Genomic DNA, 24350 nt, shown 5'->3' on the forward strand with positions numbered 1-24350 from the left:
CGATATGAAATTTCTAAAAAACGACCAAGTTGCTGTATTTGCTCTCGGTGGGCTTGGTGAAATCGGTAAAAATACATACGCTGTTCAATTTCAAGATGAAATTATTATAATTGATGCTGGAATTAAATTTCCAGAGGACGAACTTCTCGGAATCGATTATGTAATACCAGACTACACTTATTTTGTGCGAAACGAAGATAAAATTAAAGGGTTATTCATTACACATGGTCACGAAGATCATATCGGCGGAATCCCTTACCTATTACGTCAAGTGAACATCCCGATTTACGGCGGAAAATTAGCAATTGCACTCATCAAAAACAAATTAGAAGAACACGGCTTACTTCGTAAAGCAAAACTTTACGAAATTCAAGAAGATGACGTTATTAAATTCAAAAAAACGTCTGTATCCTTCTTCCGTACAACTCACAGTATTCCAGATTCGTACGGCGTTGTTGTGAAAACACCTCAAGGTCAAGTTGTTCATACAGGTGATTTCAAATTTGATTTCACACCAGTTGGTGAACCAGCTGATTTAACAAAAATGGCTGAAATCGGTAAAGATGGCGTGCTATGTCTATTATCTGATAGTACGAACAGTGAAGTTCCAAACTTTACTATGTCTGAGCGTCGCGTTGGTGATAGCATTCAAGACATTTTCCGTAAAGTAGACGGACGAATTATATTCGCAACCTTTGCATCAAATATTCACCGCTTACAACAAGTTATTGAAGCTGCTGTTGAAAACAACCGTAAAGTAGCTGTGTTTGGTCGAAGTATGGAAGCAGCGATTGAAATCGGACAAAACCTTGGTTATATTCGTTGCCCGAAAGATACATTCATAGATGCATCTCAACTAAACCGCTTACCAGCTAATAAAGTTGTTATTTTATGTACAGGTAGTCAAGGTGAACCGATGGCAGCACTTTCACGTATTGCAAACGGTACACACCGCCAAATTCAAATTATTCCTGGAGATACAGTTGTTTTCTCTTCTTCACCAATTCCAGGAAATACAATTAGCGTAAGTCGTACAATTAATATGTTGTACCGCGCTGGCGCTGATGTAATTCACGGGAAACTTTCAAATATCCATACAAGTGGACACGGTGGACAAGAAGAACAAAAGTTAATGTTACGTCTAATTAAACCGAAGTACTTCATGCCAATTCATGGTGAATATCGTATGCAGCGTATGCACATGAACATAGCAAATGATTGTGGTATCCCTGAAGAAAATTGCTTCATTATGGATAATGGCGATGTTCTTGCTTTACGTTCTGATGAAGCTAGCGTAGCTGGAAAAATCCCATCTGGTTCGGTCTACATTGATGGAAACGGTATTGGGGATATCGGCAATATCGTATTACGAGATCGTCGTATCCTTTCTGAAGAAGGACTTGTAATTGTAGTTGTAAGCATTGATATGAAAGAATTTAAAGTTGCAGCAGGACCTGATATCATCTCACGCGGTTTCGTTTACATGCGTGAAAGCAGCGATTTAATCAATGATGCACAAACATTAATTACAACTCATTTAGAAAAAGTAATGGAGCGTAAAACAACACAATGGTCTGAAATTAAAAATGAAATTACAGACACATTAGCTCCATTCCTATATGAGAAAACGAAACGCCGTCCAATGATTTTACCAATCATTATGGAAATATAAGAAAAAGGACAATGCTATGAAGGCATTGTCCTTTTCTTTTCTCTTATCTTAAAAAGTGTTTAAATCGATCCACTTCATCGTCATGACCAATGACAATTAATATATCTCCTGCTTGAATATTCTCCGTAGCCCGAGGGGATACGATAACTTCTTTACCTCGTTTAATTGCTACAATATTCAATCCAAACTTCGCACGAATATCTAATTCAATTAAAGAGTGCCCATCAATTTTTTTATTCGCAATAATCTCTACAATACTATGCTCATCTGAAAGCTCAAGGTAGTCTAACACATTGCTTGATGCAATATTATTAGCAATCCTTTTTCCCATATCACGTTCTGGATGCACAATATGATCTGCACCTATTTTACTTAACACTTTTTCATGATAATCATTTTGAGCTTTTACAGTAATATTTTTTACACCCAATTCTTTCAAAATCAAAGTAGTTAAAATACTTGAATTTAAATTATCTCCAATAGCAACGACTACGTGATCAAAATTTCGAATACCAAGGCTTTTTAATACCATCTCATCTGTTGAATCTGCAATTACAGCATGCGAAGCTATATTTGCAAATTCATTAATTTTATCCTCATCTGAATCGATTGCCATTACTTCCATACCTAATTGAGCTAGTTCTCGGCAAATACTTCCACCAAAGCGACCAAGTCCAATGACAGCAAACTCTTTTTCTTTCTCACCCACAGGAATTCCTCCAATAACTTCAAGTACTATTTATTTTCAGTGTAACACACTTTATATGCGTCACAAAAACTGTAATTAGCTCTTATTTTTGTTTTTGTATATAAAAATATTGTTGCAAGTAAAAAGCGATACCAACAAGTAACATAGCAAATACAAATATATTTCCAAACGAACTAAATGTTTCAAAAACGAATAATAATGTTTCTTGACCAAAAAAGGCAAATAGCAGCTGTATGAATGCAAATAACAACGCCCATATGTAATGATGTTGATGAAATAAATAATGCGTTGCACCTAAAAAAGCAATAAACGAAAAGATAAAGATCCACCAATTTTCTAAAAATAGTTGCCAATTAGAAAATTGATATCCATTTACTAATATCGCAATAAGCGCGATAACTGCCATCGTCGGCACACTCCAAAATAATGCCCGTCCTCTAAAGAAACGAGTGCCTTTAACATCTCCTTTTTCATGTGCAATATATGTTAGTACTACTGTGCTTATATACAAAACAGAAAGAATTGTTAAAACGATAATGAGCCAAAAATGTAATTGATAATATTCATGTTCTATATTTGTCACGATTGCAGCTAACATACACGGAATTAACATTCCCGTCCAACCATCTACTTTTCTTTCATTCCAAAAGACCGTATTACCAATCCTTATTCCTAACAGCATAAAAATAATGATACCCAATACAAATAACGTAGTTTTATTCCCTACTAAACTCGTTGAGAAAGCAATTAATCCAATAAATAAAAAGAGCACAAACCCATTCATAATTTCTAGTACAGGTGATAAATATCTCTTCACCCATTTGTATGTTTCGTCATATTCATTATTATCTACTAGACGATAGGCATAAAAACTTATCCCAAAATAAACCGCCGCAATAATAACATACGCATATAAGACGAAACATAAAATCGCACTGCTAATTTGCACGTAATTCCCCACCCTTTTTTCTATGTTTCACATTGATTTTACACACTTTTCATACTAAAAGTAAACATATATAAGTTAGTCAAATAATTAATAATGAGCAGTGGCTAAAAACCCCCTGCTCATTATTAAAACAGTCCAATTAACTTTATTCTTTCATTTGTATATAAACGCCTAAAATCAATCTATACGAGCGTTACTTACACCTCAGAACAAAATTTTTTTTGGAAACTTCAAGAAAGCGGAAGTTTTATTTTCTATTCCCTTTCCACTTTACATATTGGCTTAAAAATGTAATTGCCTTTTCAATCACTTCTTCGTCTGGCTTTAATTTCGCATGATGTAAACCATATTCTGAATTTACTCCAAGCCAAAACATAAATCCAGGGATTTCTCGAAGCATATAACCAAAATCTTCACCTGTCATTGCCTCAGTACATGTAATAACATTCATATCTGTTTGTTTATGTACAAATTGCATAAACTCTCTCGTTAACTCTTCATGGTTATATACTTGATGATACATTGCTCCGTAATCTATAATCGCCTCACACTGGAAAGAAGCTTCGATACCTGCAACAATTGCCTCAATTCTGCTTTTCACACGCTTCATTGATTCTACTGATAATGTTCGAATCGTTCCTTCTAAACGAGATTTTTCTGCAATAATATTTTGAACCGTACCACCTGTAATTTTTCCGATTGTAATTACTGCACTATCAAGAGGATTTACATTGCGACTAATAACGGATTGAAGCTGTGTAACAAGATGACTCGCTGCAACAATCATATCATTTGCAGTATGCGGATAGGCAGCATGGCCACCTTTCCCTTTTAAATCGATATATAATTCTGAAGTATTGGCAAATAACAGTCCTTCTTTCGTTGCAATTGTCCCTACAGCGTATTCTGGTGCAATATGAAGACCAAGAATTATATTTGGTTTCCATTCTTTTAACTCTTCACTTTCTAACATAGGAAGAGCACCGCCTGGTCCTTCTTCTGCTGGCTGGAATAGAAATACAAGGTCATCATCTATTCTTTCGCTCACAGCTTTCGTTAGAAGGCCTAAACCGATTGTTGTATGTACATCATGGCCACATGCATGCATCATTCCTTCATGAATAGAAGCAAACTCATATCCAGTTTCCTCTGTAATTGGTAAACCGTCTATATCTGCACGATAACCTATTATTTTTTCTGGATTTTTTCCATTTACTTTAACGATTACACCCGTTTTCCATGTCTTCACTTCCACAAATTCATGAGAAAGCGTTCCTATATAATCTAAAATATACTGTTGTGTTTTCCATTCCTTAAATCCGATTTCTGGAATTCTATGTAGATCTCTACGAATTTGGACAAATTTGCTTACTGTCATTTTTGCACCTCTATCTATAAAAAGCGTAAGAGCCCATTTACGCTCTTACGCTTTTTTTTCTTTTTATTTCTCTGGGTTTAATTGACGAAGCTCTTGTTTAATTTCTGTTTTTGCTTTTGTCTTCTCATCAATTTCTTTAATTACACGTGCTGGAGTACCTGCAACAACTGTGTATGGAGGCACATCTTCTGTTACAACAGCTCCCGCTGCTACAACTGCACCTTTACCTACTGTAACACCCTCTAAAACAACTACGTTTGCACCGATTACTACATCATCTTCAACGATAACTGGTTTTGCAGAAGGTGGCTCAATAACACCTGCAAGTACAGCACCTGCACCTACGTGACAGTTTTTACCGACTGTTGCACGTCCACCAAGTACTGCGTTCATGTCGATCATAGAACCTTCACCAATTACAGCACCAATGTTAATTGTTGCATTCATCATAATTACAGCGTTGTCACCAATTTCAACATGGTCACGAATAATAGCACCGGGCTCGATGCGAGCTTTAATACCTTTTAAATCAAGCATTGGGATTGCAGAATTACGACGATCGTTTTCTACAACGTAGTCAACGATGTGCTTATTATTCTCATCAAGAATTGTCTTAATTTCAGACCATTCTCCGAATAATACACCTGATTTTTTATTCACAAATGCTTGTACTGTTTCAGGGAATGTTACTTCTTTTAAATCCCCTTTTATGTATACCTTTACAGGAGTTTTCTTTTCACTTTTTTGAATAAACGAAATAATTTCGTTAGCGTCCATCATTTTCATTCTTGTTGCCTCCTAAATCCATTTATAATGTTACTCTACCAAACGAAAGAGCGAGTAGCAAGATAATAATCTTATTTTTCCCTTTGAATTTCTTCTATAATTTCTAAAAATGCTTGTACTTGCTTCAACTGCCTTGCTGAGTCACTTGTTAACAACCATGTTTCTCTCGTCAATTGAACAGGTGTTTTATACATATTTTCCTGTACTTCCTTTAAAACAGTAGAAGGTAAAAGGGCATAACCTATACCATTTAAAACAAGTTGTTTGCATGTTTCAATTTGGTCAACTACAATCGTTCGCTTAGGCGGATTAGAAAATAAACCATACCACCAATTTTGTATTTGTCCATAATAAGTCGAGTCACTTTTAAATTGAATGAACGGCCTATTTGTTTCTTTTAGCATCGAAATATCTTTTATTTCTTTATCAACTAAATACAGTTCATCTTCAAATAATTTTTGCTTTTGACCTTTATATTCTTGTGTTCCCCTCAGTATAGCAACATGAACGTCTCCTTCATAAAACTGCTTTTGCACTTCACTACTCCATCCAGTAAACAGCGATATCTTTACAGAAGGATATTTATGCACAAACTTTTTCAAAACAGGAGGAAGCCAATATTGACCAATAACTGATGCAACAGCTATTTTTAACGTTCCATGAGTTTCCGTTCTAAAAACAGCTAGCTCACTTTTTATATCCTCTTCCTTTTGCAACATTTCTTTGGCATAATTTGCAACTTTTTCCCCTTCAGGTGTAATTGTCAATCCTTTTTGTGAGCGAATAAAAAACTTCATTCCCCATTGTTTCTCCATAGATTGTAATCGTTGACTCAGCGCAGGTTGGGAAACAAATAAACGTTCCGCCGCTTTTCTCATATTTGATTCCTGAGCTAACACAACCATCATTTGAAAATCATCAATTTGCAACTTTCTCCCTCTTTCCTTAGCTTCCATACACCTTATTTCAACAAGCTTTCATTCAGAAAATACAATTTTCCAGCGCAAACTTTCCTTATGTTTTATGTCTTTTTAAATATAATACATACACAAGTGATATGCACGAAAAAAAGTGACTTCTTCGTTTCTATGAAGTCACTTTTCTCACGTTATCGATTATGTTGCCTTACTTTCTTATTCAACAATTTTAAAATAGCACGACGTGTTAAAATCCCCTCAAAATAGCCTTCTTCATTAACAGCACAAATAAAAGGATGATCAATTGTCATTTCTAAAGCTTTTGCAAATGAATCTTCTAATTTAAGAAAAGGTATATCTTCCTTCATCACCTGCTCTACTTTCATATCATCAAGTCTTTCAAACTCAATACGCTCTAATCCTAACATACCATCTAATATCATGGCAGTACTAATCAAACCATGTAATTTATACATTGGATCTAAGACAGGTATCGCCGAATATCCAGATTTCACAAGAACGAGTAAAGCATGTTCTAAACCATTTCCAATTTGGACATGAGCTACTTTTTCCGATGAAATCATTAAATCCTTCACAAGAATTTGTTGAAATTCGTCTTTCGGAATACTAATCATATTACATCCCCCATTTTCCCTTTTTCCTGCTTATGTTCATAACTCTATTCACATTTTATGACATCGTTTTCATATTATTATTTTGTCCTAAATTTATTTCAATAAAAATACAATCACACAGCTATTTTAGCATACAGCACAAAAAAAAGACTACCATTCCGGTAGCGCTTAATACCCTTTATTTTTTAATCTGTAAAATAACCTTGTGATTTTTTTATATTGCATCACATCCGTCTGTTTCAAACCATTCTCAATATCTGTAAGTTCCACAGCTAAAATTTCACTTGCATAATTTTGCTGAAATAAAATATCTAGTAGTAAACTTTCTTCTTCCTTCGTTAAAACAACTTCCCTTTGCATATACCCCTCTCCTTACAATCGCATCGTTACTCTTATTATATAAAAAATTTAACCTATTTAATAGATGTAATATTCAGTTTTTACCAAAAGATATGTAGCAATTGTAAACATACAAAAAGTCATTTCGTATATCGATTTGCATAGCTAAACGCCGCATAAGCATCCGGCTTAATTTTTGCAGTTAATCCCATCGCTCGAATTTTTTCTGTCATATCTAAAATAAATTCCTTTGTTAAACCATCATTCCCAATGTCTAAATGAATTTCCATTATGAATCCAGCCCCATCTTGAGCATAAGGATGCAATAACTCCCATATTGTTTGTATATGAGTAGGTGTAAATAGACATGCGATTTCTTGACTAAACTGCGTTTCTAAATATATTTTCTCACGTAAGGTTGCTGGCTTATCTTTTACTGATCTATGGTGTAAACAACCCCAGGCACCTTTTCCAACACGATGAATATGGATTGCTGTAATAAACCTCGTATCCTTTTGATGTGCTTGCGAGTCTGTCCCAATGGATAATCGATATAAATTTCGTGGATCCTTTTCAATGAAACTACAAATACGGCTAAAGACCATATCAAAATTTAAATGTCTCTCTGAAACATTGTAAAATTTATGTGCACCGTCCACAGAGTCACGTCCTTTCAATTAGACAGACTTTTCGTATTCTCATTGTATGGGACAAAAACTAAAATTATAACTTCCTATCCTTTATTCGTTTCAATATTTCGAATTACAAAGTGACAAACTTGGCACGTATAAATTACATTTTGATTAGATTGAGCCGTTAATACATGAGTAATCTCAGCAGAGCTTTGACAATTAGGACAAATCACAACTGGTAAATGTTCCATACGATAACCTCCTAGTTATATTTCTCCCACTATTTGCAGAACCCAGCAATTGTGAGAAGTTTAGCTTCACATATTCATCCGGTTGGCGGGACTACTTATCCACATGGATAGGCAAACTTACACAGATTAAATTTTCATTTTAATACCATTGTAGGAAAAATAAAAAAATTCTATACATTACGCTGGAAAGTAATAGAACTAAAAAAGGTACTGCCATATGGCAGTACCTTTTTTATATGTATCAAGAAATGATATCGTAAATCTCAATTGCAACCATGTCGATATTATCGAATTGGTACACTTGAGGTTTTTCACCTTGTTGATACACTTCTAACTCATACATTTCACTTTTATCGAAAAATTTCACGCTACATTTGCGCTCACCGTTCACTTCAAAATAGCGTTGTGCTACTTCACCGCTTTCAGCTTGTTCTTGTAGACTAACAAGTCGAGTTAAAATTCCTTGGAGTAGAGACATGAAATCTCTCCTTTCTCTGATCTTCCTACCAATAGGTTTTACAGCTATACTCATTCTATCCGTCATAACAGAAAAAATGTTCCACACTCTAGGATAAAGGTTATTGGCCAGAAACTCAACTAAAAATTTGTCGAAATGCGAAGGAAAAAACAGAAAGAACATATTTCCCCTTCTTTATTGCGGTTTTTATACTGGAAGAATATAATAAAAAACAGAAAAAAGGAGGAATTACAATGAAAAAAATTGAGGTTTATACACAACCTGATTGTCCGCCATGTGTTATTGTTAAAGAATTTTTGAAGCATAATAACGTTGCATATGAAGAATTTGACGTAAAAAAAGACGCTGCTGCTCGCAATCGTCTTTTAAACGACTATGATTCTTATTCAACTCCAACAGTCGTAATTGATGGCGAAGTAGTTGCAGGTTTTCAAATTGAAAAGTTACAAAAACTACTCAATATAGAATAGGAATAGGTAAATACCTATTCCTATTCTTATCCCGCTATTTGTAGGTAGTAAAACCCAAAAAATTTAGCTAAAGCAAAGGAGTTAGATGGGCTAGTAATCCCTCCCACTGATTAAAAGTTTCACTTTATAATTGTTGCAACCTTTTTATTTCAGTTAAGAGTTCCTGACTTTCATGATATCCTGCTAACTTCCATTTATCTTGATCCCTTTTCAATGTTACAATTTGATATTGTCCACTTTTTGTCCGCTCATATACATATAAATTTTTATGTTCTTCATCATACGATATTTTCGTTTCTGAATTAAAAGAAAACGGTGCTTCTTTTGCCGGAAGTAAATATTCACCACTTTGTTTATCACTTCTGCTATTTTCATCTGTAAACACTTGAAGGAAATTATCTGTAAAATACGGTGATAACGTCTCTATCATCTTATTCATCGGCAAATGCTTCCCACGAATTGAAAACTGGGTTTCATAGCCTTTTTGTATCGTTGTAAATACTTCTTTCCGATCAACTTTCACTTCCTCTTTCCCTAAAACAGTCGTAACACTATAACCAACTAGAAAGGCAACACATACAAATAGAACAAGCCATATTCCATATTTCCTCATTTTTTCACCTTCCTTTTAAAAGAACTTGTCTTTGTAGTATTCATTGTAACAATGATTATGCAAAGAAAGGACAGATTTCGTTCGTAAAATCTTTACAACGATAGACAGCATTTTCATCACCATTTTCACTATTACCAATTTATGATAAAAACAAACAAAAAATGCACGAATCTCTTCGTGCATTAAAATAAAACATCTTCTTCATATAAATATTCATAAGATAAATCTATAAATAAAAAGTTGTCATCATCTATTGGGAAAGAAAATGTTCGTACCATTTCGCCCGTTTCGATATCTGCATATAAATCTGAAAGCCTTGCCTTATTCTCAAAACGCATTTTCATGATATTCTCGAGAAAATACGGGCGCCAACTCCAGTTCTTCATATAATAATCCGGCATCACAATCCATTCTCCATCTTTTTTCATAACATTTCCTGATTGTTGGAAACCATCTTCATTACAAATAAATATACGAAAACTACACTGTGATACACTTTGACTAAATTGTAATAACCAATCATTTATATCTTCATTCTTTTTTTGTTTTGATAAAACATCGCCAATGCGATCGCGTAACATCTCTGTCAAATTATAAATTTTTTGTAACTTCTTCTTTTCATGCTGAATAAACTGATGACATTCATTACCAAGTCGCTCTTTCAAAACATTCGTTTCAATAAAATCAGGTAAACATTCTTTCAAATAATTACCTTGATAATATCTTCCGCCGTTCTTCCAAGCATATTGCAGTTGATAAAAAGCATCTATTTCTTCATATAACAAAGTTGCACCAATTCTTCTAGCAAGTAATGATAAAGAATATAAAATATCTTGATAAGATTGTAAAAGTGCTGTTTGCCTTAAATTCGTTAAATCTACTTTTAAAATATCAGGTGCTAACACGCTAATACGCTCTAAATTACTTGTGCCCGTTCCGACTTTATTAATCGAAATTTGAATACCATATGTACGATAATACATAAGCAAATGATTAAATTGCTCTATATCTTCTTTACATTCATGTTCTGTAATCTCTAAAACAATTTGTTTTAAATTTAAACCTTGTTCTTCATACCTCAATAAAAGTTGAAGCAAGCTTTCATCATCATCATTCATTAATACATTAGCATTCCGATGTATAAATAATAATAATTTTTGATCGCTTTCTAAATAACGATTTAAAGCTTTTTCTACTATAATATTATCCGCTTCCAGTTGAAATTCACTTGGAATCGAATCATCGTGAAAGAAAGAAGCTAAACTTTGTATGCCCTCTTCTGTTTGAATACGTCCTACTACTTCATATCCAATTACAGTATGCTCATCAGCACTAAAAATAGCTTGATAATAAGGAAGGACTTTATCCAAGTTACTCATTACATCTAATGCATCTATCAACGTGCTTCCCTCCCTTTACTTTTCAAAAATTATAACATGATATTTACGGAAAAATAATAAAAAATCCCTTCAGTTTTCCTGAAGGGATTAGAGGGGTAAAATGCTAAGGGGAATTAGCAATTCTACTATGAAGAAAAAAGAGGTCTTAAATATAACGTATATATGACCTCTTGTAAACACTTTTCTTTCATATGTCACAATTCCGTCACATTTAACCATAAAAAAATGAATCAAACATTCATTTTTTTATCCCTTTTAAAATGGATATTGATGTAAATGTTGTCCTCCATCCATTGTCATGCAAGTTCCATTTATGTACGCAGCTTCATCTGAGCATAAATAATAAGCTAGACCAGCGATTTCTTCTGGCGTACCCAGCCTTCCAAGCGGAACACTTTGTATCGTACGCTTAGCCATTTCTTCTGAAATCCATAATTTATCAGCACCGCCCGTACGTTCAATTGGTCCTGGCGCGATAGCGTTAACTCGTATTCCATATTTACGTCCCCACTCAACAGCGAGCGTCTTCGTCATCGCTAATACCCCTGCCTTCGCTGCAGCCGAATGAATAACTCCTGGACCTGCATCCCATGCATATGTTGCTACCATGTTAATGATATTCCCTTTTATACCTTTTTCAATCCAATATTTTCCGACAGCATGGCTACAGTAAAATGTACCGTTTAACACAATATTAATGACTGAATTCCAACCATTCACAGATAAATCTTCTGCTGGACAAATAAAGTTTCCAGCTGCATTATTTATTAAAACATCAATTCGACCAAACTTCTCATCAATCTGTTCAATCATTTTCTGAATGTCATCCGTATTTCTTACATCCATTTGTACAGGTAATACTTGCCCCGGAAATTGTTCAATTTCCAACTTTGTTTCCTCTAGTTTTTCCTTTGTACGTCCTGTAATAACAACTCGTGCCCCTTCTTTTGCAAAACGAGTCGCCATTCCTTTTCCCATTCCACTCGATCCACCTGTTATAATAACTACCTTCTCTTTCACATACATCCCCTCCAAAAAATGAATACACATTCATTTTATCACTTTATTTAATAGAAATCTTTATATTTTTAAACTTTTCTGATATTTTAATGTAAAGAATTTTCTTTTCATTCATTTTTTTTCGTAATCTATACTAAATTTTTATTATGTAAAGTATATTTTAAATAAACTGAAAGGAGATTCGAGTAGCCTATAAATGGAATAAAAACATTGAGGTATACTCATATTTTTATGAAGCACATTACAAGAAGAAATTTTTTAAAAATTGGTATGCGCACTTGTCTCTATTCATTTATAACCAGTGGCATTGGATACTACTATGCTAAATATATAGAACCCCATTTCATTTCTTTTACACAGCACACATTAAAATCACAACTCATCCCAAAAAGTTTTCATGGTATGAAAATTCTTCAATTCAGCGATTTACATCTTGGATACTATTTCTCGCTTCAACATTTATCTCAAGTTGTTTCTAAAATTAATGCTGTAAATCCAGATATTGTCCTTTTTACTGGAGATCTCATTGATAATTACCAAACGTATACTGACACTCCTTTCGTTGCATCCATTTTAAAAAATATACAAGCCCCCTTCGGTAAATTCGCTATTTATGGTAACCATGATCACGGTGGATATGGAACTGAATACTATGAGCACATCATGCGTGAATCTGGATTTGAACTATTGCTAAATAATGAAAAAAGAATTCGTCTAATGGATAATAGTGAGATTTCTATTTTCGGTCTCGATGATATACTACTAGGCAAACCCAAAATAGAGAAAACATTAGAGCATGCACGACAAAATACTTATAACATTGTTCTTGTTCACGAACCAGATATCGCGCCCCAAGTTTCCAGATATCCAATCAACTTGCAACTTTCTGGTCATAGCCACGGCGGACAAGTACAAATTCCTTTTTTAGGAGCTATTATTACACCATCACTCGCCAAAGACTATATTGAAGGCTTCTATACAATTCAAGATTTAACTCTCTATGTTAATCGAGGCCTAGGAAGAACGCGTGTTCCATTCCGTTTTATGTCAAAACCTGAAATTACACTTTTTACACTCCAACATTCGTAATAATTCGCCTATTTTCTTGCATATCCTTTCTTGTACGCGCTCATCCACGTTTCATTTACCATATGATGAAAGTGAGTCCAATAAAGGAGGTATGTTCATGTATCCATATTATCAACCAATCCCAGTCCGTTCAGCACCTATTGGTCCAGTAGGCGACTCACGCTTCTTCCCGTTTTTTGGCGTTCCCTTTCTAGCTGGAATTGCTGGTGGATTACTCGGCGGAGCATTAGCTTTCGGCCCTCGACCATTTTACCCACCTTATCCACCACCTTTCCCGCCGCCAGCACCTTATCCTTGTTACGGTGGACCATGTCAACAACCATACTATTACTAAGTTAAAATAACGATTATTTCAAATGTTATTCTCTCAACGAGCCACCTTATTACACGCTTATAATAAAACTATTGTTTCTACTCATCCTCCCATTTTGGGAGCATATGAGTAGAAAAAAGTAAAAACCTCTTATAGACATAAGAGGTTTTTACTTTTTTCATTATTCAGCATCTGTATTTTGATACGCCATCTTAAACAACTTCACTTGGCTATCAATTTCTTCTGTACTACCATTAATAACATAATAGTAATCACCATCTTTATTTTGTTCACGTGTTTTCACATTATCAGCTAATGTAAGCTGTAAAATCGCCTTAATTCGTGCCTTCATTTCAATATCTAATATCGGGAAAGATATTTCCACTCGCTTCTCCATATTTCGCGTCATCCAATCAGCTGAAGATAAATATATTTTCTCCTCCCCATTATGATGGAAATAATAAATACGGCTATGTTCTAAATATCTTCCAACAACACTAACTACACGAATATTTTCACTTACATTTGGAATACCAGGTCGTAGGCAACATGTTCCTCGAACAATGAGCTCTACCTTTACTCCAGCTTGTGATGCTTCGTACATTTTTTTAATTAATGGTTTATCTGTTAATGAATTCATCTTAGCGATAATATATCCATTTCCATATTGCCTATGATAACGGATTTCTTCATCTATTAAATCCATAAATTGTTCTCTTATATCAAATGGAGCAACAGATAAATGATGAAAATGTGGCTTTGTTGTATAACCACTTAAATAATTAAAGAAATTGGTTGCATCAACCCCAAAGTCTTTTCTTGATGTAATATATCCAAAATCAGTATATAACTTCGCTGTTGCATCATTATAGTTTCCAGTTCCAAGATGTACGAACCTTTCGATTTTTCCGTTTTTTCTTCTTACAACTAACGTAATTTTACTATGTGTTTTCAAGTGACTTACACCGTAAATAACATGACAGCCTGCCTGTTCCAATTCTTTAGCCCAATGAACATTGTTTTCTTCATCAAATCTTGCCTTTAATTCAACTAATACCGTCACTTGTTTTCCCTTTTCAGCCGCTATCTTTAACGCCTGAATAATTGGTGAATCACCACTTACTCGATATAACGTTTGTTTAATCGCAAGTACATTTGGATCGTCTGCCGCATCACGGACAAAATCAACTACCGGCTGAAATGATTCAAAAGGATGATGTAATAAAATATCATGCTCAATTGCTTTTTCAAATACATCTTCTTCATCACCTAAATCTTGAGGCGGTTGCGGAATAAGAGCCGGATATACAAGATGTTCATATAAAGGAGCTAGTTTTTTATATAAAGAAAACAAACATGTTAAATCTAATGGCCCATCCATTATATATACATCTTCATCTTTTACTTCCAGAACCTCATATAATAACGCTAATACTCTTTCATCAATGTGTTCTTTCCCAACTTCTAAACGTACAGCCCCCCCCCACTTACGTTTTTTTAATTCTTTTTCAATTACCTTTAATAAATCTCTCGCACCTTCTTCATGAATCGTTAAATCTGCATTGCGTGTAATACGGAAACGAGTAACAGATGATACTGTATATCCCGTAAATAATTTATGAGTAAAGCTACTAATTACGTCTTCTAAAAAAATAAATTTATGCTTTTGCCCTTCGCTCGGTAAAAATATGAAGCGCTCAAGTAATGAAGGAACTTGTACAATTCCTAGCTTCGTCCGATTCTCTTCCTCCGCTTGCTTCTCATCATATAAAAGAGTAGCTAAATTCAAACTTTTATTTAATAACATTGGAAATGGGCGATATGCATCAATAGCTACAGGGGTTAACACCGGAAAAATTTGCTCATCAAAATACTCTTCTATAAATTCTCGCTGCTCTTTCGTCAAATCATGGAATGTTAAACGTTCAATTCCCTCTAACTCAAGCGCTGGCAATACATAATTTTTAAATGTATCATATTGTACTGTCATTAGTTCATGGGCTTTTATCGCAATTTTATTTAGTTGCTTTTTTGGTGTTAAGCCAGCTTTATTTTCTGGCTGATTAAATCCAGCACTCACTTGATCCTTTAATCCCGCTACACGTACCATAAAGAATTCATCTAAATTCGAACTAAAAATACTAATAAATTTCAATCTTTCCAAAAGTGGATTTTTTCCATCTTGCGCTTCTTGTAGTACACGTTCATTAAATGCTAGCCAGCTTAACTCTCGATTATTGTAATAAGCTGTATCATTTAAATTTACTGCATTCCCCTTCGATAATTCCATTCTCTTCACACTTCCCCTTGAAACTTTTTTACTATAATTTAGTTAATTTTATTTTATCAAATTACAATATTACAAAGTGTAAATTTTTCGTAAAGACATCCGTACGACCTAATGTTTTAGTTCATATAACAAGTTAATATTCGTTTTTAATACTCTTTCTAACTGTTTTTTTTGTTTTTCAGCTTGCACTTTTTCTGCTAATGCAGACTGTTCACATAAAACTTTAAACGTTAATGCCTCTTTGCTTTCTGTTATAGATATGGTTTCAACAAGCGATCGTTGCCTTGCATTTAAAGCAGCTGAAAATTGTAAAACAGCTCCTAATAGACGGATTTTTTTTTGTTCACTTTTATCAAACCAACCTTCAAATGGAGATAAATGTTGTTTAAATAGCATTTTTGATTTATAAGATGCAATAAGCGCTAACCTCACTCTATCTTTATGCATCATGCCATCAATTGTCTTATTCGCCAATAAATAAAACGTATGTAAACGGCTCGCTTCTTCGTCTATATATTTGCCTATATTAAATACTTTCGCTGCTTGATGGAATACTTCCCAGTCTTTTACTGACATAGAAATAAGCCCTATTTCCTCAAGTTGTTTGCAAATTAGTCTTCCATGTTTAATAAGTTGAATAACAAATTCCATGTCCATTTCGTATTCATGTGATAGTAAATGCAAACTTTCTTCAACTACGTTCGGATAATATGAAATCCCCAAATCTTTTGTCAACTCTTCATAGAAAACACCTTCTCTTAATCCTTTTCTACTTAATACAAATGCCGGTGCCTCTATAACATTAACAAGTGTATGAAATACTTCAACCGCTGGAATAATCGTATCCGCTCGATCTTTTGCCAATCCTTCCAATTTCTGAAGTTCTATGAACGACAATTTTTCCAACTCATCTTTTACATTTTCAATATCTTCTTCTTTCATCTTGTATAAATGTAATCCTGCTATAGGATAACATATTAAATTTTGATGGATTTTTACTAAGTTCCTCGCACTACCACCAATTGCAATAAGAAGCAATTTCTTATTGATGAACCATGGTAACGTTTGAAATTGAAATTCTAAATACTGTTGCATTCCCTCTAACTCATCTTTAGTAGGAATATCACCTTTAATAAATTGTTGCTTTAAAGAAAGTGCCCCAAAAGGAAAACTATGGTACTCTAAAATCTCTCTATTTCTAAAGTATGTAACTTCCGTACTTCCCCCACCAATATCTACCGTTATTCCTTCTGAAAACGATGTAGAATTCATAACCGCCAAGTATCCGTAACGCGCTTCCTCATATTCTGATAATACTCTAAGAGTAAAGTCCGTTTGTCCTTCAATAAGCTTTTTAATTTCCTCTTGATTCTCAGACTGTCTAATTGTTGCTGTTGCAACACAAAGTACATGATGCAACTGATGGAACCTTGTACTTTCTTGAAATTGAAATAATGTCTGTAATAATACTTCTATTCCCTCTTCATTCAACACACCATCAATTAAGTAATTCCTTAACCTAGCAACCACTTTCGTATTTTCAATCTCTTTATAAAAACCTCCATTTTGCTTTTCATAAATAACTAAACGCATTGTATTAGATCCAATATCTATAATGGCATACTGTTGTTTTAATATTTCTTTCAAACTTCTCACTCTTTCATTATCAAATTTCAAAAACATATTCTATTACTATTATACAAAATAGTTGTTTTTTGTAACAATATTGCTTTAATATTGAAAATATATACAATCACTTTTTGCATATAATAAAAACCTATTTTATTTATGCTATAATAATGAAAAATTGAAAGGAGATTCAATATGAAACCTTCACAACCACAATCTCAATTACAAAACCAACATTCTATTAATCGACTAGCCCAATCTATTTTCGTTGTGAATCGTCATGCTAAAGCAGCTACTAATCCTAAATATTTATACTGGTTAAAAAAGACAGCTTTAGAGCGTTTGATTGCTGAAAAAAAAGCAATTAAAGAAGGATTACATTTTTCTAGAAACCCACGTTTTAGCCAACAACAATCTGATGTCCTTATACGTTTAGGCGATTATTTTTTCCACATCCCTCCTACGAAAGAAGATTTTCGAATTCTACCGCATCTTGGTCATCTTGAATCCTCCTATCGAAATCCGAAAACAACCTTATCTTTAACAGTAGCAAAAAAAACACTTCAAGATTATATTGGGCCTGAAGCATTGAAACAAGAAAAAAAATTAAGTGAACCGGTTCCATGGTATAGTCGTACTTATACAAAAAAATAAAACAGTTTGGCCAAGTGTAGGCCAAACTGTTTTATTTTTTCTCTTCTTTAATTTTAATATTTGCTTGTTTATAAAAAGCTACTTTTTCTGTATTATAAGACTTTGTGAATTCATTAAATTTATCTTTTTCTGACTCAATATCCTTATAAGATTGATTTACTACTTTTACTTTTTCACTAATATCTTTTAATTTAGTACCTTTATCTTGTAACATTGTATATAACTCTTTTTCTTGTTTTAAAGATTTATTATAGCTGTCATACATTTTATTAAATGAATCGTGTCGTTTCTCATACATGCTTTTCACTTTATCAGCTTGATCTTTCAACTTATTATCTTCAATTTTCTTCACATACTTATCAGCTGACTTCACTTCTTCTTGCGCTTTATTTAAGGCCTCTTTTTCTTTTGTAAGTACTTTTTCTCGTTCAGTTGTATTCTTTGCTGCTTGATTCAGTTTTTCTTTAACAGTTTGATTATTATCTTTTCCTTCTTGCACAATCTGGTTATATAATTCTTGTCCTTCTTTCTCTAAAGTCTCAAGTTTTTTTGCATCTTCAAACATTGTTTTTTCTTGTTTAGCAGCGTTTTCAAACGCTACATATAATTCTTCTTCTGGTTTCGGTCCAAAACAACCGGCTAATAAAGTCATTGATAATGCAGTTATAATTGCTAATTTACTATATTTCAACATCTCTTCCTCCTACTTATAAACGACCATCGTGTAATATAAAAAAGTTATAAAATATGTAATTGTTCTATACACTCGCATCTTTTTTACGAAGATCATTAATATTGTTTGTACAAATTATTACTTAATATTACATTATTCTTTTTGAAGTATTTAGCAGTTCCATATCCATCTTTAAGTATAGTACTTCGTGTTCTTTAAAATCTGTTCACACTATGTATTACCTTAATGGCCACAGAATTTCACCTCAGTCTTAATAAGACTATAATAGTTCACCTGATAAAAGGTGATCGTTCCGCTCTCACGTCTATCATTCCCTTTCCAGCTTTCTATCAAATAATCTCTTTGTTCATTTTACACAGTACAATCAATATCTCGCAACAACTTACAAATATTCTTTTCATTTCCTAAAAAGGAAAAGTGTAGAGCTTGCTTTCCTCTACACTTTTAAAATAAAACACATTGTGCAAATTACATTGACACTACCATCATAATTATATGCTTATTTCATATATTTTTAAAGACTTTTATTACAAACGCAGCGTTTTTTTGTAATAAAAGTCAAAAAAAATGTTACAAATAAAACTTCTTCCTATCAAATATCTTCAAATCAAAGCTTCACTCATTTTCTTGCAAATTTCTATACTGGTACAATTGATTTTGCGACTTTCTCAACAGTTCTTCAAACGTTTTTCCTTCTACTGGATAGCTAGCTGCTCCAAATAAAAGAGTGACACTGAGTAAATCACCTTCTATTTCACTTTCAATATTTTTCATTAATCTGTTTGTTATTGTTGATGTTTCATGACCATTATCAATTGCTACAATAACATACTTATTTTCATCCCACTTTGTAACAACATCTCCCTTCCGAATTGACTTTACAATGGTACTCTCTAATTTTTGTACTAACACTCCCAATTTTTTTTCTTGCAACGTGTCTTTTAATCCTTCCCATTCTTTTACAGAAAGAATGTAAACTGTAATATTACGGGAAGCTCTTTCAGATAAAGCGGCTACTTTCCCAAAAAAATCAACAACAAAATCGTTGCTTGCCATTCCTCCTACTTCTTCATTCATACGCTTGTTCGCTCTTTTATCGTACCAATGTCCAAAATAATAACTTAGTATCATTTGCAATATATAAATAATAAAGACGGTATAAAATGATCGTGAATCCAGTTTTGCAATTACATCCTGAAGTGCAATCCATTCTGTAACTGCCACTGTATTTCCAAATAATAATCCACTAATTTTCCCTTTATGTTTCATACTTCTCCCCCTTTTATACCAATATATGTTTCTATATCAATAATGTTTTTCTACCAAATAAAAAATGTACATATCCAATGTACATTTCTGCTTAAGCTTGTATACCTTTTCTACTCTATTTCATATATATAATATATAACTTTTATAGAAAGGAGTAATCTATATGCTACAAAAAGAGAATCTATCAGATGCTATGCGGTTACTAGCTGGTTTTCTATTATCATTAAAATTATTATTTACCTCTTTCGGCATACACTTTATTACAAACGATCAAATTGACGCTATTGTTAATGTTGTTTCATTTTTATTTATTCTATACTTTGGCTACAAAAATAACTATGTAGGAAAAAAAGGAATAGAGCAAAAGAAAATACTCAAAAAACACAACCTTCACTAAAAAAAGGAACCTTTTGTACAGGTTCCTTTTTATTATTGACGCACAACAACTTCATTTGTTTGCAGTGGACCATATGATATCTCTTTATCTTGAAATGTATATGTAGCCTGAAAGAATGCTTGTTTAAGAGCTTTATCTTTATTAGCTTTTATTTTACAACGTAGTTCCACCTTTTCATTCGGTAACAAATCATCAATTCGCCACCTTACAAGCTGGAATAAAAACTCACTTATCCCCTTATCAACTTTTAAAGAATTAGGAATATAAGCAAAGTAATCTCGAATCATATGACTTACAATAACTCTCGAAATCATTTCTACCCCTTTATTTTCCACTTCAATTCTCATAATAAGTATGTCGTTTACATCGTAGGTCAATTCATACGAAAATTGTTCTGTATACATACTACCAATTTTTAATGTAACGGCTACTTGAGGAAATTCATTTTCCTTTTTCGATCCGTCAATCCACAATACTGGTTGTAGCGGTATTGAATACTTTCCTGTATCCGAAATTCGTCCCCATATTTTCATAATATATATTCACCTCATTTCAGATGTATCATACACACAATGAATTCCCCAAATTACTAAAGCTTACTACAAGCAATGTTTAATATTTCTCTTCCTTTTATCCTATTCGACAATATGAAGAAAAAACCATTTTTCATCTATTAACAGAAGGTGTTCTTAATGAAATTTTTTTACAATTTACTTTATGGCAATATTCAATATGGCTCACTCGTTCTCTACTCATACGAAAGAATATTTTGACGGAAGAAAAAGTTTGCCTTATAGTCAAATTTGACTATAATATTCTTTATGGCATATCAGTGCACTTATGGAAAAGAAATTAAAATCACCTATACATTTAAATTTTTTATCCACTGCACTCAAAACTTAATATAGTTTACTTATTTCTAAAGGAGGGTTATATTTGGAAACTCAACCATTAAAAAAAGACGCCAACAAGACAAAATTTGTTGTTGCTGGTTTACTGCTTGGTATATTAATGGCCGCAATGGACAATACAATCGTTGCAACCGCAATGGCAACAATTGTTGGAGACTTAGGAGGATTTGATAAGTTTGTTTGGGTCACATCAGCTTATATGGTAGCAACAATGGCAGGGATGCCTATCTTCGGGAAACTTTCTGATATGTACGGGCGGAAACGTTTTTATATTGGTGGCCTCATTCTTTTCTTATTCGGTTCTGCGCTCTGCGGAACAGCTTCAAGTATTGAGCAATTAAGTATTTATAGAGCTATTCAAGGTATCGGTGGTGGTGCCCTTATGCCTATCGCCTTCACAATTATGTACGATATCTTCCCACCAGAAAAACGTGGGAAGATGACAGGACTATTCGGTGCTGTTTTCGGGACCTCTAGTGTATTCGGTCCTTTATTAGGCGCTTATATTACAGACTATATAAGTTGGCATTGGGTCTTCTATATCAATATTCCATTAGGACTTATCTCCTTTTTCTTCATTACTAAATACTACAGTGAGTCTCTAGAATTTAGAAAACAAAAAATTGATTGGGCTGGTGCTATTACACTTGTCATAAGTATCGTTTGCTTAATGTTCGCATTAGAACTTGGTGGTAAGGAATATGCCTGGAATTCCACTGTAATTATTGGCTTATTTACAACAGTAGTTATTACGCTTATTATTTTCTTCTTTGTAGAACGAAAAGCAACCGAGCCTATTATTTCGTTCCATCTATTTAAAAAACCTTTATTCGCAGCTAGTCAAGGAGTTGCCTTTTTCTATGGTGCCGCTTTTATTATCTGTACAGTTTATATTCCAATCTTCATTCAAGGCGTTCTTGGAGGTTCCGCCTCTAATGCCGGATTAATTTTAACACCAATGATGGTTGGTTCTGTAATTGGAAGTCAAACAGGAGGACAATTAGCTTCTCGAACAAGCTATCGTAACATTATGATGGTATCTGGCGTCTTCTTCGTTCTTGGTATTTATTTATTAAGTACTTTAACAATGGATACACCTCGTTTACTCGTAACACTATTTATGATTCTCGCTGGGCTTGGTGTTGGCTTCTCATTCTCAGTATTAAGTATGTCTTCTATTCACAAATTAGAAATGCGAGACCGTGGTTCGGCAACATCAACAAACTCATTCTTCCGATCACTCGGTATGACTCTTGGTGTAACGATTTTCGGTACAATTCAAAATCATATTTTTACAGATAAACTAAACTCTGTGTTCCCCCCTGAACTAGCAAAATTAGCTCCAAAAGGTGGAGACACAAGTTTCTTATTATCGCCAGGCGCTACCGCAAAAATTCCTGCTGAAATATTAGCGGGTATTAAAGAAGCTCTCGCTACATCTATTGCGAACACATTCTTCTGGGCACTTATTCCGGCTGTACTAAGTATTATTTGTATTTTACTTATGGGAAATGAACGCCTCTTTACAGGCCCTAAAAAGAAAGAAAAACAAAAGCAAGTCAGTTAATATAAAAAAGAAGCGGCATATCCCTTTATGAAAAAGGATATGCCGTTTATAATATGTATAAAGTTAATCTTTAATCAGTGGCGGTTTTGTTCATCCCCCACTGATTATTAATTGAACCAATCGGGCTTTTACGGACAGCCCGCCCCCCACCTAACTTCTTTGGTTCCGCTGAATTTTTGGATGGGTGTCTTACTGCCCGTTAATGCCGGATAAAGTTTTTATATACAGGAGTTGAGACAGCATGAGCATGAAATTAGTCATTCTCGGCTTGCTACTCGAAGGAGATAAACATCCATATGAAGTGCAGCATATTATGAAAGAACGACAAATGGATTGTTACATTAAATATGCTAAAGGATCACTTTATTACGCCTTCGAGCAATTAGAAAAGCAAGGCGCAATTCATATTACAAATGTAATTAGAGACACAAATCGACCTGACAAAACGATTTTTCATATAACAGAAGAAGGCAAAAAACTATTCCACACTTTACTATTAAAACAATTCGAAGCAAAAAACCAAATATATAAACCTATTTATTCAGCCTTATCTTTCGCTCACTTTAGCAATGATCACGAATTAGTTCCTATTTTAGAAAAAAAGAAAAACGATACTCTTCAATATTTATATACTATGCAAACGATATATGATTGTAATAAAGGAAAAGTTCCACGTGCACAACTATATATTTTACAAAGTGTAATTGAGCATATTACAGTTGAACTACAATGGCTAAACACCCTCCTTAAAGATGCTATAGCAGGCCGGCTTTCAGAAGTTGCTATAGATGAAAATTGAGCTATGAAAGAAGACATCCCTACTTCTTTCATAGCTCAATTTCTCTTTTTATAATGTAATATTATTAGTTACTTCAGAATGTAAAAGTCAGAATAATAAGAAATAAAAACTTTGGAATTTTCTTATTTTAAAACAGTAGACAAAATTCCAAAAATTGTGTTAGAATTTGTTTCAATATCATATCGCTTGTTAAATTCCTTTCAAAAGGAAAATAGGTACACGAAAGTTTCGTTTCGTGTTTAAAAGGGAAGCTTGGTGAAACTCCAACACGGTCCCGCCACTGTAAATGCTGAGATTTCTTTTTAGTGCCACTGTGAAAACGGGAAGGTGAAAGAAATTATATGAAGCATAAGTCAGGAGACCTGCCTGTTTTAACAACACTGATAGATTCACGGATGATGATGAGGTGTTAAAACAAAAAGGAAGGCTTATTTTCTATGTCTTTGTACTTTTTGTTATAGGTATTTCCTAGTAAACGGAAATGCTTAC

At 33.6% G+C, this 24350-nt stretch carries 26 protein-coding genes and 1 riboswitch; of the genes, 8 read left to right on the top strand and 18 right to left on the bottom strand.

Going from position 1 to position 24350, the window contains the following annotated elements; genetic code table 11:
- The first annotated feature begins 4 nt into the window (after nucleotides 1-4).
- Entirely contained in the window at nucleotides 5-1672 is a 1668-nt protein-coding gene (gene rnjA / locus NZ044_RS19575) for a ribonuclease J1 (RefSeq protein ID WP_000670375.1), read from the top strand.
- Nucleotides 1673-1715: 43 nt separating this feature from the next.
- Here the strand turns inward: rnjA and NZ044_RS19580 are convergent, their stop codons facing one another.
- The 10 genes from NZ044_RS19580 to NZ044_RS19625 form a co-directional block, all read right to left on the bottom strand.
- Nucleotides 1716-2381: a potassium channel family protein gene (locus NZ044_RS19580; RefSeq protein ID WP_000504032.1), complete on the bottom strand. Its 666-nt coding sequence runs from the start codon at nucleotides 2379-2381 to the stop codon at nucleotides 1716-1718.
- Between the two features lie 82 nt (nucleotides 2382-2463).
- Nucleotides 2464-3330 carry a hypothetical protein gene (locus NZ044_RS19585; protein WP_001167320.1) on the bottom strand — a complete coding sequence of 289 codons (867 nt, stop codon included), beginning with the start codon at nucleotides 3328-3330 and terminating at the stop codon, nucleotides 2464-2466.
- Between the two features lie 247 nt (nucleotides 3331-3577).
- Nucleotides 3578-4708 carry an N-acetyldiaminopimelate deacetylase gene (locus tag NZ044_RS19590; protein WP_000218671.1) on the bottom strand — a complete coding sequence of 377 codons (1131 nt, stop codon included), beginning with the start codon at nucleotides 4706-4708 and terminating at the stop codon, nucleotides 3578-3580.
- 63 nt (nucleotides 4709-4771) lie between these two features.
- On the bottom strand, nucleotides 4772-5494 hold the full coding sequence (dapD, locus tag NZ044_RS19595) for a 2,3,4,5-tetrahydropyridine-2,6-dicarboxylate N-acetyltransferase (RefSeq protein WP_000783241.1): 723 nt from the start codon (nucleotides 5492-5494) through the stop codon (nucleotides 4772-4774).
- Between the two features lie 71 nt (nucleotides 5495-5565).
- Entirely contained in the window at nucleotides 5566-6450 is an 885-nt protein-coding gene (locus tag NZ044_RS19600) for a LysR family transcriptional regulator (protein WP_003261853.1), read from the bottom strand.
- Between the two features lie 152 nt (nucleotides 6451-6602).
- Nucleotides 6603-7046, bottom strand: coding sequence for a cyclic-di-AMP-binding protein CbpB (gene cbpB, locus NZ044_RS19605; protein WP_000623573.1), 444 nt, complete (start codon nucleotides 7044-7046; stop codon nucleotides 6603-6605).
- Between the two features lie 168 nt (nucleotides 7047-7214).
- A complete protein-coding gene (abbA, locus tag NZ044_RS19610) occupies nucleotides 7215-7406 on the bottom strand; it encodes an antirepressor AbbA (protein WP_001188692.1) in 192 nt (63 codons plus the stop codon).
- Between the two features lie 119 nt (nucleotides 7407-7525).
- Nucleotides 7526-8044: a ribonuclease H-like YkuK family protein gene (locus NZ044_RS19615; protein ID WP_000348492.1), complete on the bottom strand. Its 519-nt coding sequence runs from the start codon at nucleotides 8042-8044 to the stop codon at nucleotides 7526-7528.
- A 74-nt stretch (nucleotides 8045-8118) separates the two neighbouring features.
- The gene (locus NZ044_RS19620) at nucleotides 8119-8268 is read right to left on the bottom strand and encodes a hypothetical protein (RefSeq protein ID WP_000400650.1); all 150 of its coding nucleotides are present in this window, start codon (nucleotides 8266-8268) and stop codon (nucleotides 8119-8121) included.
- A 241-nt stretch (nucleotides 8269-8509) separates the two neighbouring features.
- Entirely contained in the window at nucleotides 8510-8746 is a 237-nt protein-coding gene (locus tag NZ044_RS19625) for a YkuJ family protein (protein ID WP_000055151.1), read from the bottom strand.
- A 233-nt stretch (nucleotides 8747-8979) separates the two neighbouring features.
- Here NZ044_RS19625 and NZ044_RS19630 point away from each other — a divergent pair, with 233 nt between their 5' ends.
- Nucleotides 8980-9216, top strand: coding sequence for a glutaredoxin family protein (locus NZ044_RS19630; RefSeq protein ID WP_000717872.1), 237 nt, complete (start codon nucleotides 8980-8982; stop codon nucleotides 9214-9216).
- A gap of 124 nt (nucleotides 9217-9340) precedes the next feature.
- Here NZ044_RS19630 and NZ044_RS19635 read toward each other — a convergent pair whose 3' ends face one another.
- From NZ044_RS19635 to fadH, 3 genes are all read right to left on the bottom strand, one after another.
- Nucleotides 9341-9829, bottom strand: coding sequence for a DUF3993 domain-containing protein (locus NZ044_RS19635; protein ID WP_001233816.1), 489 nt, complete (start codon nucleotides 9827-9829; stop codon nucleotides 9341-9343).
- A 182-nt stretch (nucleotides 9830-10011) separates the two neighbouring features.
- The gene (locus NZ044_RS19640) at nucleotides 10012-11229 is read right to left on the bottom strand and encodes an EAL domain-containing protein (RefSeq protein ID WP_000564306.1); all 1218 of its coding nucleotides are present in this window, start codon (nucleotides 11227-11229) and stop codon (nucleotides 10012-10014) included.
- 255 nt (nucleotides 11230-11484) lie between these two features.
- Nucleotides 11485-12249, bottom strand: coding sequence for a 2,4-dienoyl-CoA reductase (fadH, locus tag NZ044_RS19645; RefSeq protein ID WP_000660913.1), 765 nt, complete (start codon nucleotides 12247-12249; stop codon nucleotides 11485-11487).
- 231 nt (nucleotides 12250-12480) lie between these two features.
- Here fadH and NZ044_RS19650 point away from each other — a divergent pair, with 231 nt between their 5' ends.
- Nucleotides 12481-13338, top strand: coding sequence for a metallophosphoesterase (locus NZ044_RS19650; RefSeq protein ID WP_002082238.1), 858 nt, complete (start codon nucleotides 12481-12483; stop codon nucleotides 13336-13338).
- Between the two features lie 97 nt (nucleotides 13339-13435).
- Nucleotides 13436-13672 (top strand): hypothetical protein, encoded by a 237-nt coding sequence (locus tag NZ044_RS19655; protein WP_000283738.1) that lies wholly within the window; start codon nucleotides 13436-13438, stop codon nucleotides 13670-13672.
- Between the two features lie 160 nt (nucleotides 13673-13832).
- On the opposite strand, the gene NZ044_RS19660 is transcribed toward NZ044_RS19655, so the two are convergent.
- Nucleotides 13833-15941: a polyphosphate kinase gene (locus tag NZ044_RS19660; protein ID WP_098505689.1), complete on the bottom strand. Its 2109-nt coding sequence runs from the start codon at nucleotides 15939-15941 to the stop codon at nucleotides 13833-13835.
- Between the two features lie 108 nt (nucleotides 15942-16049).
- A complete protein-coding gene (locus tag NZ044_RS19665; protein ID WP_340949950.1) occupies nucleotides 16050-17624 on the bottom strand; it encodes a Ppx/GppA family phosphatase in 1575 nt (524 codons plus the stop codon).
- Nucleotides 17625-17765: 141 nt separating this feature from the next.
- Here NZ044_RS19665 and NZ044_RS19670 point away from each other — a divergent pair, with 141 nt between their 5' ends.
- Nucleotides 17766-18224: a YkyB family protein gene (locus NZ044_RS19670; RefSeq protein ID WP_000804864.1), complete on the top strand. Its 459-nt coding sequence runs from the start codon at nucleotides 17766-17768 to the stop codon at nucleotides 18222-18224.
- A 31-nt stretch (nucleotides 18225-18255) separates the two neighbouring features.
- Here the strand turns inward: NZ044_RS19670 and NZ044_RS19675 are convergent, their stop codons facing one another.
- Nucleotides 18256-18918, bottom strand: a complete 663-nt coding sequence (locus NZ044_RS19675; protein ID WP_000922470.1) for a YkyA family protein — start codon at nucleotides 18916-18918, stop codon at nucleotides 18256-18258.
- Between the two features lie 615 nt (nucleotides 18919-19533).
- Entirely contained in the window at nucleotides 19534-20187 is a 654-nt protein-coding gene (locus NZ044_RS19680) for a diguanylate cyclase domain-containing protein (RefSeq protein ID WP_098505688.1), read from the bottom strand.
- A gap of 163 nt (nucleotides 20188-20350) precedes the next feature.
- Between NZ044_RS19680 and NZ044_RS19685 the strand changes: the two genes are divergently transcribed.
- Nucleotides 20351-20584, top strand: coding sequence for an SPP1 phage holin family protein (locus NZ044_RS19685; RefSeq protein WP_000939446.1), 234 nt, complete (start codon nucleotides 20351-20353; stop codon nucleotides 20582-20584).
- Nucleotides 20585-20616: 32 nt separating this feature from the next.
- On the opposite strand, the gene NZ044_RS19690 is transcribed toward NZ044_RS19685, so the two are convergent.
- The gene (locus tag NZ044_RS19690; RefSeq protein ID WP_098505687.1) at nucleotides 20617-21117 is read right to left on the bottom strand and encodes a hypothetical protein; all 501 of its coding nucleotides are present in this window, start codon (nucleotides 21115-21117) and stop codon (nucleotides 20617-20619) included.
- 403 nt (nucleotides 21118-21520) lie between these two features.
- On the opposite strand from NZ044_RS19690, the gene NZ044_RS19695 reads away from it, so the two are divergent.
- The gene (locus tag NZ044_RS19695) at nucleotides 21521-23062 is read left to right on the top strand and encodes an MDR family MFS transporter (protein ID WP_000449901.1); all 1542 of its coding nucleotides are present in this window, start codon (nucleotides 21521-21523) and stop codon (nucleotides 23060-23062) included.
- A 241-nt stretch (nucleotides 23063-23303) separates the two neighbouring features.
- A complete protein-coding gene (locus tag NZ044_RS19700; protein ID WP_000062064.1) occupies nucleotides 23304-23861 on the top strand; it encodes a PadR family transcriptional regulator in 558 nt (185 codons plus the stop codon).
- A 196-nt stretch (nucleotides 23862-24057) separates the two neighbouring features.
- Nucleotides 24058-24245, top strand: a riboswitch (cobalamin riboswitch).
- Nucleotides 24246-24350 lie beyond the last annotated feature (105 nt).

The sequence above is a fragment of the Bacillus sp. FSL K6-1338 genome (genome assembly GCF_038006965.1).
Lineage (GTDB): Bacteria > Bacillota > Bacilli > Bacillales > Bacillaceae_G > Bacillus_A > Bacillus_A thuringiensis_S.